Raw genomic sequence first — 11339 nt, 5'->3', positions numbered from 1 at the left:
GCGTCAGCGGATGCCGGAGATGACCTCCTTGAGCCTCAGCTTTTCTTTCTTCCACTGTGCGATGAGGGTTTCGTCGGGCAACGGTCGGTGGACTTCCTGATCAATCTGGCTTTCAAGATTTGCGTGTTTTTCCGAAAGCGCAGCCAGGTGTGCGTCGACCATAGTCCGTTCTCCTCTGCTCTGAAGTGCATCAGGATGAGTGAGTGGACCACATTTCGAAGCGCTTGTCAGCGGGGAAGCGGTGAAGCGTACATTTACCACAATCTGTGGTGAGCGAGGGCGGCCCATATGCAGAATCTGGGCGATATGCCGTCCGCACATCAAAACGACTCGCAGCCGCCGCGCGCACGCTTATGGTAGCGGCATGACCAGACGACTCGCGAACCGGCGACCGGAGTGCAGCCAACGTGGATGAAAGCGACGTGAGGGACCGCCTCGAGTCGCTGCTCGAGGAACACCGCGATCTTGATGCTGCCATCGATGCCATCCGCGCCCTGCCGGGCAGCGATCAGCTCCAGCTCGCCCGCATGAAGAAGCGCAAGCTGCGGCTGAAGGACGAAATCGAGAGTCTGCGCGATCAATTGCTGCCGGATATCATCGCCTAGGATCGAAGGCTTTTCGGGTGTAGACTGCGCCGCATCGTTTCCCTGACGGGGAGGTGGTGCCATGATGAAAAGACTTCGGTTCGCGGCCGTTCTGACCGTGCTGACCGCCGCTGGGGCCGCTGATGCGGCTGTGACCATCCTCGGCGACGGCTATGCCCGCAAATGCTATGAGGCGGCCGAATTCAACAGGGCCGGACGCGCGGCGTTTGCAGACTGCGACTCCGCGCTGAAATTCGACAAGCTCTCCAGTTCCGAGCGGGCAGCGACGCATGTGAACCGCGGTATCCTGTTCATGCAGGGCCGCGACTATGCGAATGCGATTGCTGACTACGACACGGCGCTCGGCATCGATGACGATCTGGCCGAAGCCTATGTGAACAAGGGGATCGCGGTGCTGCATCGTGGCGGCAGCGAGACGCTTGCGGTCGATCTCCTGTCGCAGGGTATCGCGCTGACGCCCAGCCGGCCCGAGATCGCACTGTATGCGCGCGGTGTCGCACATGAAAAGCTTGGCCGGGTACGCGAAGCCTACGATGATTATCGGCAGGCGGCGGCATTGAAACCCGATTGGGCGCAGCCGGCGCATGAACTGACCCGGTTCAAGGTGATCGAGCAATAACGCAAGCGGCCCGCCCGGCATGAATCCGGATGGGCCGCCCGCAGGGTCAAACCCGTTTAGAACGTGAACTTGATCGTGCCGCCCCAGGTTTTCGGGTCGCCGAGTTGCGCGGAGATCAGGCCCGTGTTGCCGGGCGTGACTGCCAGCGATTCAAAATAATTCTGATCGAAGGCGTTGCGCACCCAGCCGAAGATATCGAAGCGCTCGGTGCGGAAACCGGCACGGAAATTGTGGAGCGAGTAGCCGCTGATATCCGTGTAGATCGACCGCGAGGCGTTCGACGAAAACTTGGAGCGGTAGCTGGCATCGTATCCGAGGTAGGCTTCTCCCTCTCGCCCGAGGATGGTCGCCGGAACATTATATTCCGCCCCCCACGAGAACGCCCATTTCGATACCCCGGGCAGCCATTGGCCGGAGACGTCGCAATTCGCGGGGCTGATGCCGCCCGGTGTGCCGGACGCGCTCGGTGTCTGACCAGGCGCGGCGGTGGTGCCGCCGGCCAACTCGGGCGGGCAGGGTGCATCGACGAACTTCCTGAATTCGTGGTCGGTGAAGGCGCCGCTAATGTAAGCGTTGAGGCGTTCCGACGGCCGGACCGAGAAATCCGCCTCGATGCCGCGCACGCGCACCTGGTCTGCATTTGCAAGGTAGCCGCGCAGAACGTTGCTGCCGCTGACGTTGCTGATGACGCTGGCCTGGAAGTCCTTGATCTCTGTCCAGAAGCCGGTGACGTTCAGCGTCGCTGCGCGGTCCCAGAACTGCGTTTTCAGCCCGATTTCGAAATGATCGACCGTTTCAGGCTTGATCTGTGCGACCTCGAGAGCCGGTGTGCCGTCGGGCCGGTTGGGAACACCGTTCAGGTTGATGCCGCCGGTTTTGAACGAGCGCGCATAGGTGGCGTAAGCGAGGATGTCGTCCGTGACCTTGTAGGCGATGTTGAGATCGTAGGAGCGATTCCAGTCGCTGAAGTTCGGCTCGAAGAACTGTGATGCCTGCGTGCCGCGCTGCGCCGCCGTCCATGGATCGGTGTAGTAGGGATGTGCTGGATCGTTGGTGATGAGTTGTCGCGTGTCGTCTGACGCTGTGCCGATCACGACGGAATTATAAAGGCCTTCCTTCTTGTCGTAGTTGATGCGGATGCCCGGCGAGATCGTGAGCGCGTCTGTGACATGCCAATTCACCTTGCCGAACGCGGCGAGGCTGAGATTATCGAGGCGAATGTCGTTTTCCGCGACGATGCCATTCAGCACCGCCGGATTGCGCGACAATGCATTTGTGGGATTGAGCAGCCAGGCGCTCGCCGCTGGACCCGTCTCCTGAATTCCGCTGGTGCGGATCTCCTGATAGAAGGCGAAGGCGCCCAGGACGAAATCCAGTTTTTCCGCCTCATGGGCGTAGCGCAACTCCTGCGTATACTGGTTCTGCACCGTCGGGTTGTTCACCTTCGTGTAGACGGGCAGACCCGTAAAATCGCGATCGTTCTTCGGTCCCCAGTGCCAGTAGCGCCAGGCAGTGACCGAGGTGAGCGTCCCCGCCCCGAGATCCCACTCGGCACGCAGCGACAGTCCGCCCAGTTCGTTGCGGGCAGCGAGATCGGCATCGAGATCGGTCAGTCGGTCAAAGGGATTCGTGCTTGGCACCTGATAACCGGGGAACAGCGCGGTAAGCGCCGCATACTGGCGATTGAGCGCGCGCTGCGTGGTGCCGACACGTGCGTAGGGCTGGCCGCAGCAGATCGGATTCTGGAGATTGAAATCACCGGCGAAGGTGATGCTGAGATCGTCGCTCGGTTCCCAAAGCAGCGCGCCGCGGATGCCGATATTGTCCTGTGCGTTGATCCACGTGTCGGTGGCGACATTGTAGATTGTGCCGCGGCGATCCGTACTCGACAGGCTGAGACGCGCGGCGAGATTTTCGGTGAGCGGTCCGGAGATTGATGCCTTGGCCTGCTTGAAATTGTAATTGCCGAGCGAGACTTCCGCCTTGCCTTCGAATTCGAAGCTGGGCGCGCGCGTAGTGATGTTGATCGCACCGGCTGTGGTGTTCTTGCCGTAGAGCGTGCCCTGCGGTCCGCGCAGCACTTCGATCTGCTCCACGTCGACAAAGTCCAGCGTCGCCGAGGCGATACGGTTGTAATAGACCTGATCGATGTAGACGCCGACGCCCTGTTCGAAGCCGTCGTTGGTGAGGCCGAACGGCGCGCCGATGCCGCGGATGTTGATGAAGGTGTTGCGCGGATTGGTGGAGAAGAATTGCAGCGTCGGCTGAAGCTGTGTCAGCTTGCTGATGTTGTACGTACCCTGCGCATCGAGCGCTTCGCCGCCGACGACGGCGACCGCGACTGGAATGTCCTGCAGGTTTTCCGCGCGGCGGCGCGCCGTGACGACGATGGCGTCGCCGGGATCGGCTGCCTCGTAGGCATCGGCGGCCTCTTCGGCAAAGGCGGGTGCGGAATGGATGAGCCATGGCGTAACCGCCGCAGCAGTGAATAGAAGACGCGCGATCATTTAAACGAACTCCCTGTGTGATGGATCGCGGCGCCTCCGGTGGTCCGGTCGGGCCTATGGTTTTGAAAAAGATTCAGGCCGGGAAGCGGCGCTTCTCGGTGATATCGAGCTGGACGATCCGCGCATCGTGAACGGTAAGCGTGATCGTGCCGTAGCGAAGGCGTCCGAGCGCTTCGCGGATGGTTTGCAAGGCCTCCGTCGATGTGACAGGCGGCGGCGTGGCTTCAGTCATATGGTTCCCCCGGGATGATGGATCAGAGTGCGGCGTAGCGCCGATGCGGCTCGGCATGCGGGCGTTCGCGGCCCTTTGCTGCGAAGATGAGGCGATCGAACAGGCGCGCGCCGAACGGCCAGTCGCCGATGCCGGAATCGGCGTTGATGTGGCCGCAGTCACCCGCATCGACGAGAAAGCTTCCCCAACTGCGGGCGAGGAAACTTGCCCACGAGAATTCGGCATAGGGATCGTTGCGGCTGGCGACGACGATTGACGGGAAAGGCAGGAACACGTTCGGCAGGCCGCGGAAGGTATCGAAGCTGCCACCTTCCTCGCGCTCGCAATCGGGTGGCGCGACGAGGAGCGCGCCCGCGATGGGCCAGCCGTAATCCTGGCCATGTTCTGCAACCCACCATGCAGCCGCAATGCAGCCGAGGCTGTGGGCGACGAGGATGACGGGGACGGGAGATGCGCTGATGGCCGCGTCGAGGCGAACGACCCATCCGGCGCGTCTCGGCCGGTCCCAGTTACCGAGCTCGACACGGACGGCATCGGGGCGTGCCTGCTCCCAGAGCGTTTGCCAGTGCCGGGCGCCTGAATTGCCATAGCCCGGCACGATCAGCACGCGGGGCGTCGCAATGTGGCTCATCGTATATCTCCACTTAATAAGTAGAGAATATATACAATCTAATGAGTAGACAATTCAAAAAAGAAAACATTTCGGCACGCATAGAAAACGGCTCAGCGTCTGCCTCTCCGGTGCGTTCCTGAAAGCGGCGGGCTTGCGTTGAACGCTGCGCAGAGTAAGAGGTTTGGAATGAAAATCGTGGATAGCCTTAAAGCGTGAAACTCGATTCCAAAGACCGGACGATCCTTGAAATCCTGCAACGGGACGCTTCCCTCTCGATCCAGGAGATCGGAGACCGGGTCGCGCTGTCGGCGAACCCGTGCTGGCGCCGGATCCGGCAGATGGAAGAGGCCGGGATCATCGAGCGCCGCGTCGCCGTGGTGAACGCGCCCGCGCTCGGCCTTTCGATGACGGTGTTCGTGTCGATCCGTATCTCCGCACACGACAAGGCGTGGCTCGAACGGTTTGGCGCGGCGATCCGCGCGATTCCCGAGATCGTGGAATGCCACCGGATGAGCGGCGATGTCGATTATCTGCTCAAGATGCTGGTGCGCGACATCCAGCACTACGACGGCGTCTATCAGCGGCTGATCAGCGAGGTGCCGGGGCTGTCGGACGTCAGCTCCACCTTCTCGATGGAGCAGATGAAGTCGACGCCCGTTCCGGTGAGCGCAGTACCTGTTTAGGTCGCCGCGTCGGTTTCCCCGGCGCGTGCGAGCCGGGTCGGCAGGTAAGAGCGCAGGTACGAGGTCATCGCGAGCTTCGCCTCGGCAACCGCTTCGTCGGTGACGTAATCGCGATCGGCGACCGAGAGCGAGAAGAACACGTCGGAAATCAGCAGCGCCTTGAAGAACAGCTCGCGTGAATCGGCGAGGCCGGGGAGGACAAACTGCCGGCGCACCGCCGTCCAGAGCGCGGTGCCGAACCGAAAATCCTCCTTGCAGCCGGCATTCTTGATTTCCGGCGGGGTGTGAGGCCCGAGCATCAGCTGGCGCGCAGCGCGGTTACTGTTGAAGGCTTTCTGGTGATGCACGAGCGAAAGTTCGATGAGCGTTTCCCACTCATCGACCTCGGGAAGCATCAGGTCTTCCGCTGCCTGCACTATGGCAAGCGTGCGTACGAGTTCTTTCCAGAGATCGCCGATCTCGGGAAAGAAATGATAGGCCGATGAGGCGGGTATGCCCGCAACCTCGGCAACCGCGATCATGCCGATCTGATCAATGTTCTGCGTATCGAGCATGACGCGTGCGGCTTCGAGAAGCTCGGCGCGCCGGGCCCGGCCGCGCGCCTGTGTCGCCTTTCGCGCCGTCGGCCTGCTTTTCACATTGGTGATCATCTGCCCCGTTTCCATCGTTTTCGGGCTGTTGACAACCCCCCTGTTTTCATCAATAGTCGAAGAAATTCGATTTAAGTGCAAACGAGAGACGGGGATGGGTGCACAGCGGGCAGGGCGCGCGTAACATCGTATTTTTCCTGATTAATTGAGCAGCGCGCAAGCAGAGAGAAGCAGTTTCCGTCTGCGGCGTATGAGACAAATGAAAAATTAACTCGAAGATATACGGGTTAATGTTCGAGTTCGTGAACCGGCCCATTGCACGGCGCCGATCGTGGACGCGCGCATCCCGTATCCAAGTGTCCGGGAACATCTAAAATGCCTCAAAACTATAATTTCGTGATTGATGGTCGCTCGGTTGAGGCTGGTCGCCATTTTGATGTGATCAACCCGGCGGACGGGACGGCGTTTGCGCGGTGCCCCGCCGCGACCACAGGCGATCTGGATGCGGCCGTCGCCGCCGCGCGGCGCGCGTTTCCGGCATGGGCGGCGACACCGGACGCGGAGCGCAAGGCCGCGGTGAACGCGATGGCGGACATTATCGAAGCGAACGCGGCGGAGCTTGCCGAGCTTGTCACGCTGGAGCAGGGCAAGCCGCTCGGCGGCATGGGCTCGCAGTGGGAAGTTGGCGGCGCGGCGGCATGGACGCGCTACACCGCGAGCCTCGACCTTCCCGTGGAGACGATTCAGGACGACAGTGCCGGCAAGGTGACGCTGCACCGCAAGCCGATCGGCGTCGTCGGGTCGATCACGCCGTGGAACTTCCCGGTGATGATCGCGATCTGGCACATCATGCCGGCGATCCGCGCGGGCAATACCGTGGTGCTGAAGCCTTCACCCTATACGCCGATCGCAACGCTGCGGCTCGCCGAGCTATTGCAGGCGGCGCTGCCGCCCGGCGTGCTGAACGCGGTCGCGGGCGAAGATGAGATCGGGCAGGCGATGTCCGTGCACTCCGGGATCGACAAGATCGTGTTCACCGGATCGACGCGCACGGGCAAGCGCGTGATGGCGAGCGCGGCGGATACGCTGAAACGCCTGACACTGGAGCTTGGCGGTAACGACGCGGCCATCGTGCTGCCGGACACCGATCTTGATGCAGCGACCGAGAAACTGTTCTGGGGTGCGTTCATCAACAACGGCCAGACCTGCGCGGCGATCAAGCGGCTGTACGTGCACGATTCGATCTATGACGAGGTGTGCAAGCGGCTCGTCGCTTATGCGGCGAACGTGAAGGTCGGCGACGGGCGCAATGCGGACAGCGTGCTTGGCACGGTGCAGAACCGGATGCAGTTCGACCGTGTGCGGATGCTCGTCGATGCGGCGGTTGCGGACGGCGCGCAGGCGCTGTGCGGCGGCGCACCGATGGAAGGCGAGGGCCTGTTCTATCCCGTGACGATCCTGGCCGAGGCGAAGGACGGCATGGCCATCGTCGACGAGGAACAGTTCGGCCCGGCGCTACCGGTGATCCGCTACAGCGATGTCGAGGATGCATTGGTGCGTGCGAACGACAACCCGAGCGGTCTTGGCGGTTCGGTGTGGTCGGGCGACATGGAGACGGCAGCGGCGCTCGCGAGCCGGCTCGAATGCGGCAGCGCCTGGATCAACAGCCACAGCATGGTCCGTCCGGACGCGCCCTTCGGCGGGGTGAAGCAATCGGGCATCGGCGTCGAATTCGGTGCGCTCGGCCTTGCCGAGTTCACGACTGTGCAGGTTATCCATCAGTGAGTGGAATCGGCCTTAATCCGATTGAGACGGCGAGCCGTGACGAGATATCGGCGTTGCAGCTGGAGCGCCTGTGCGCGAGCCTTGCCCATGCGTATGCGGGGAACCCTGCGTACCGGGCGAAGTTCGATGCGGCGGGTGTGCACCCGGATGATCTGACGTCGCTCGGCGACCTTGCGAAGTTCCCGTTCACGACGAAGGCGGATTTGCGCGATGCGTACCCGTTCGGCTTCTTCGCGGTGCCGCAGGAGAAACTGGCGCGTATCCACGCCTCGTCGGGAACGACGGGGAAGGCGACGGTCGTGGGCTACACCAAGGCGGACATCGCGACATGGTCCGGCCTCGTCGCGCGCTCGATTTACGCTGCCGGTGGACGCCCGGGAATGAAGGTGCACGTTGCCTATGGCTACGGGCTCTTCACCGGCGGGCTTGGCGCGCACTACGGGGCGGAGGCGCTGGGCTGCACGGTGATCCCGATGTCGGGCGGGCAGACCGAGAAGCAGGTGCAGCTGATCACGGACTTTGCGCCTGAGATCATCATGGTGACGCCGAGCTACATGCTGGCGATCCTCGACGAGTTCCGGCGGCAGGGCCTCGACCCGGCGACGAGCTCGCTGAAGACGGGCATCTTCGGCGCCGAGCCGTGGACCGAAGCGATGCGCAGCGAGATCGAGAGCGCCTTCGCGATCGATGCGGTGGATATCTACGGCCTTTCCGAGGTGATGGGGCCGGGCGTGGCGCAGGAGTGCGTGGAGACCAAGGACGGCCTCACCATCTGGGAGGATCATTTCTACCCCGAGGTGATCGACCCGGAGACGGGCGACGTGCTTCCCGACGGCGAAGAGGGCGAGCTCGTGTTCACCTCGCTCACCAAGGAGGCGATGCCGATCGTGCGCTACCGCACGCGCGACCTGACGCGGCTGCTGCCGGGCACGGCGCGCGCCATGCGGCGCATGGCGAAGATCACGGGCCGGTCGGACGACATGATGATCATCCGGGGCGTGAACGTGTTCCCGAGCCAGATCGAGGAGCACATCCTGTCGGTCCCCGCGCTCGCGCCGCACTTCATGATCGAGCTGACCCGCCCGGACCGGATGGACATGGTGCGCCTCTCGGTCGAGGCCCGTGAGGACACCGACGCCTCCAGCCACACCGAGCACGCCTACACGCTCGCCCACCGCATCAAGACCATGGTCGGCATCAGCGTGAAGATCGACATCCAACCCGCAGGATCACTCCCAAGATCCCAGGGCAAGGCAAGCAGAGTCATCGACAAGAGAACATTAAGTTCCTGAGCAAGCGCAATTCGTCATCCAGCAAAACAGACAGAAGGGGGTAATGATGAAACGAGAAACGATCCGCACTCTGGCGAAATCATCTGTCGCAATCGCGGCATTGATTCTGCCCGCCGCTGCATTCGCGCAGACCGGTGAACAGGCCGCAACCGATAACACCGAAGTCGTCGGCGGTTTTGAAGACATCGTCGTCACCGCGACGCGCCAGTCGCAGGCGATCAGCAAGGTGCCGCTCAGCGTCAGCGCCTTTTCTCAGGAAACGCTCGATAGCCGCGGCGTGCGCGAATTCGCGGACGTGATCCGGCAGACGCCGGGTGTCGTTTTCGAAGCGACGAACACGACGACGAATATCTCGATCCGCGGCATCAATTCGACCGCAGGTGCAGCGACGACGGGCGTCTATATCGATGACACGCCCATCCAGATCCGCTCGCTCGGGTACAGCGGCGGCAACGCCTACCCAGTGATCTTCGATCTGGAACGTGTCGAGGTGCTGCGCGGTCCGCAGGGAACGCTGTTCGGCGCGGGTTCGCAAGGCGGCACGATCCGCTTCATCTCGCCGCAGCCGAGCCTGACGCGCGCATCCGGATATGTGCGCGCGGAAGCCGCGCTCACGGAAAACGGAGCGCCCAGCTATGAGGTCGGCGTCGCCTACGGCGTGCCGCTTGTGGAAGACAAGCTCGGGATGCGCGTGAGCGGCTATTACCGCCGCGACGGCGGCTTCATCGACCGTGTCCGCTTCGAAGATAAGGGCGTGGTCGACGACGACGCGAACTACCAGAATTCCTATGTCGGCCGCGTCGCCTTCACTTGGTCTCCGGTACCGGAACTCCGCATCACGCCGTCGATCACGTATCAGAAGATCTATACCAACGACAGCCCGGAGTCGTGGGACAATGTCCGCGCCGATTTCACCGTGCCGGACGCGCAGTTTTCCGACTATGACAACGGCGTGTTCCTGAACGGCAACCGCGTGCAGGAATCGGGCCGCGACCGCTTCTATCTGCCGACGCTGAACGTGCAGTACTCATTCGGCGCTGTCGATCTCACCGCGATCGGATCGTATTTCGATCGCAAGCAGACGTTCCGTTCGGATTACACGTTGTTCGACCAGAGCCTGTTCACGGGCATCACTCTGCCGATCTTCCCGGATCAGGAGGGCTTCAGCGATTTCGTGAACACGCAGAAGATCACCACGGGCGAAGTTCGCCTGCAGTCCGCGAACACGGATTCGGCGCTTACCTGGGTGATCGGCGGCTTCTACCAGAAAGCAAAGCAGCTATCGATCCAGCAGGTGGAAGATCGCTTCCTGTTCGAATACGCGCCGTTCCTGATTCCGTTCTTCCCGCCGCTCGTCGACGGTCGTCTCATCTACGATCAGTCTACGACTTCGAAGGACACGCAGATCGCGGCGTTCGGTCAGGTGAACTTCAAGCCGATGGATCAACTGACGCTGACTGTGGGCCTGCGCTACGGCCAGACCAAGTTCAACATCAATTCGTTCGCGCAGGGGCCTGTTGTGGGGCCGCCGGTGACCGACATCGGTACGCAGAAGGAGAAGCCGTTCACGCCGAAATTCGGTGTCGAATTCCAGATCGATCCCGCCAACATGATCTACGCCTCTGCATCAAAGGGTTTCCGCCCCGGCGGTTACAATCCGCAGGTCGGCGTGCCGTGCCAGGCGAGCGATCTCGATCCGCTCGGCTATCCGGACGGACGCCCCGAGACGTACAAGTCGGACTCCGTGTGGAGCTACGAGGCGGGCGTGAAGAGCCGCACGCTCGGCGGGCGTCTCAGCGTGCAGGGCAGCGTCTACCAGATCGACTGGAAGAACATCCAGCAGGTCGTCGGTCTCGGCGGTTGCGGCTTCCAGTTCACGGCGAACCTCGGTTCGGCGCGAAGCCGCGGTTTCGACATGCAGCTCGATTACCGTGTGACCGACGATTTCACGCTGCAGGCGGAAGTCGGCTACACAAACGCCAAGTTCCTGGACACGTTCTTCGGCGGTCCGCTCGCCACGGTGCCGCTGGTAACGGAAGGCAACCATGTCACCACGCCGCCATGGACGGTTTCGGTGCATGCGCAGCACGAGTTCTCGCTGCGTGAGGAAGACGATGCATATCTGCGCGCAGACTTCGACTATCGCGCGCACCAGTCGAGCCTGACCCCGGGCCTCGATCCGCGCAACGGCGGTGTCGATCCGACGCTCAGCAACGCTCCGGCGATCCGGGCGCTGTCGCTGCGCGCAGGCTACCGCCTGAACGGCATCGACCTTTCGATGTTCGCGAACAACGTGCTCGATCAGGCCGTGTGGTCCAGCCGCCGGGCGCGCGACAACAACAACGCGACGGTCTATCGTTCGAACATCGTGCGGCCGCGTACGTTCGGCGTGACCGCCGCGTATCGGTTCTAG

11 protein-coding genes are annotated in these 11339 nt (G+C 62.3%); 6 read left to right on the top strand and 5 right to left on the bottom strand.

Annotated elements, in window-relative coordinates; genetic code table 11:
* Positions 1-3: 3 nt before the first annotated feature.
* Positions 4-162 (bottom strand): YdcH family protein, encoded by a 159-nt coding sequence (locus DFR51_RS10030; protein WP_121050580.1) that lies wholly within the window; start codon positions 160-162, stop codon positions 4-6.
* A 245-nt stretch (positions 163-407) separates the two neighbouring features.
* Between DFR51_RS10030 and DFR51_RS10025 the strand changes: the two genes are divergently transcribed.
* Positions 408-605 (top strand): YdcH family protein, encoded by a 198-nt coding sequence (locus DFR51_RS10025; RefSeq protein WP_121050577.1) that lies wholly within the window; start codon positions 408-410, stop codon positions 603-605.
* 61 nt (positions 606-666) lie between these two features.
* A complete protein-coding gene (locus DFR51_RS10020) occupies positions 667-1224 on the top strand; it encodes a tetratricopeptide repeat protein (RefSeq protein ID WP_121050573.1) in 558 nt (185 codons plus the stop codon).
* Positions 1225-1280: 56 nt separating this feature from the next.
* Here the strand turns inward: DFR51_RS10020 and DFR51_RS10015 are convergent, their stop codons facing one another.
* The 3 genes from DFR51_RS10015 to DFR51_RS10005 form a co-directional block, all read right to left on the bottom strand.
* Positions 1281-3731, bottom strand: a complete 2451-nt coding sequence (locus DFR51_RS10015) for a TonB-dependent receptor (RefSeq protein WP_121050569.1) — start codon at positions 3729-3731, stop codon at positions 1281-1283.
* Positions 3732-3804: 73 nt separating this feature from the next.
* Complete coding sequence (locus DFR51_RS10010) at positions 3805-3963, bottom strand: YezD family protein (RefSeq protein ID WP_121050566.1); 159 nt, start codon at positions 3961-3963, stop codon at positions 3805-3807.
* Between the two features lie 22 nt (positions 3964-3985).
* The gene (locus DFR51_RS10005) at positions 3986-4594 is read right to left on the bottom strand and encodes an RBBP9/YdeN family alpha/beta hydrolase (protein ID WP_121050563.1); all 609 of its coding nucleotides are present in this window, start codon (positions 4592-4594) and stop codon (positions 3986-3988) included.
* Positions 4595-4788: 194 nt separating this feature from the next.
* Between DFR51_RS10005 and DFR51_RS10000 the strand changes: the two genes are divergently transcribed.
* Complete coding sequence (locus DFR51_RS10000; protein WP_121050560.1) at positions 4789-5259, top strand: Lrp/AsnC family transcriptional regulator; 471 nt, start codon at positions 4789-4791, stop codon at positions 5257-5259.
* Here the strand turns inward: DFR51_RS10000 and DFR51_RS09995 are convergent.
* On the bottom strand, positions 5256-5924 hold the full coding sequence (locus DFR51_RS09995; protein WP_243446561.1) for a TetR/AcrR family transcriptional regulator: 669 nt from the start codon (positions 5922-5924) through the stop codon (positions 5256-5258). The two genes, DFR51_RS10000 and DFR51_RS09995, sit on opposite strands and share 4 nt — an antisense overlap.
* A gap of 300 nt (positions 5925-6224) precedes the next feature.
* Here DFR51_RS09995 and DFR51_RS09990 point away from each other — a divergent pair, with 300 nt between their 5' ends.
* From DFR51_RS09990 to DFR51_RS09980, 3 genes are read left to right on the top strand one after another with little or no spacing between them, the layout of a single operon-like run.
* Positions 6225-7634, top strand: coding sequence for an aldehyde dehydrogenase family protein (locus DFR51_RS09990; RefSeq protein ID WP_121050557.1), 1410 nt, complete (start codon positions 6225-6227; stop codon positions 7632-7634).
* Positions 7631-8926, top strand: coding sequence for a phenylacetate--CoA ligase PaaK (paaK, locus tag DFR51_RS09985; protein WP_121050553.1), 1296 nt, complete (start codon positions 7631-7633; stop codon positions 8924-8926). Before DFR51_RS09990 ends, paaK begins: the two co-directional genes overlap by 4 nt.
* 46 nt (positions 8927-8972) lie before the next feature.
* A complete protein-coding gene (locus DFR51_RS09980; RefSeq protein ID WP_121051531.1) occupies positions 8973-11339 on the top strand; it encodes a TonB-dependent receptor in 2367 nt (788 codons plus the stop codon).

The sequence above is a fragment of the Sphingosinicella microcystinivorans genome (genome assembly GCF_003634215.1).
Lineage (GTDB): Bacteria > Pseudomonadota > Alphaproteobacteria > Sphingomonadales > Sphingomonadaceae > Sphingosinicella > Sphingosinicella microcystinivorans.
The sequence above is the reverse complement of the archived record's forward strand: the minus strand, read 5'-3'. Positions and strand labels throughout refer to the sequence as shown.

Excerpts from the sequence above, each read along its gene's own strand:
- DFR51_RS10030 (WP_121050580.1), bottom strand. The coding sequence starts at position 162 with ATGGTCGACGCACACCTGGCTGCGCTTTCGGAAAAACACGCAAATCTT.
- DFR51_RS10020 (WP_121050573.1), top strand. The coding sequence starts at position 667 with ATGATGAAAAGACTTCGGTTCGCGGCCGTTCTGACCGTGCTGACCGCC.
- DFR51_RS10015 (WP_121050569.1), bottom strand. The coding sequence starts at position 3,731 with ATGATCGCGCGTCTTCTATTCACTGCTGCGGCGGTTACGCCATGGCTC.
- DFR51_RS10010 (WP_121050566.1), bottom strand. The coding sequence starts at position 3,963 with ATGACTGAAGCCACGCCGCCGCCTGTCACATCGACGGAGGCCTTGCAA.
- DFR51_RS10005 (WP_121050563.1), bottom strand. The coding sequence starts at position 4,594 with ATGAGCCACATTGCGACGCCCCGCGTGCTGATCGTGCCGGGCTATGGC.
- DFR51_RS09995 (WP_243446561.1), bottom strand. The coding sequence starts at position 5,924 with ATGGAAACGGGGCAGATGATCACCAATGTGAAAAGCAGGCCGACGGCG.
- DFR51_RS09990 (WP_121050557.1), top strand. The coding sequence starts at position 6,225 with ATGCCTCAAAACTATAATTTCGTGATTGATGGTCGCTCGGTTGAGGCT.
- DFR51_RS09980 (WP_121051531.1), top strand. The coding sequence starts at position 8,973 with ATGAAACGAGAAACGATCCGCACTCTGGCGAAATCATCTGTCGCAATC.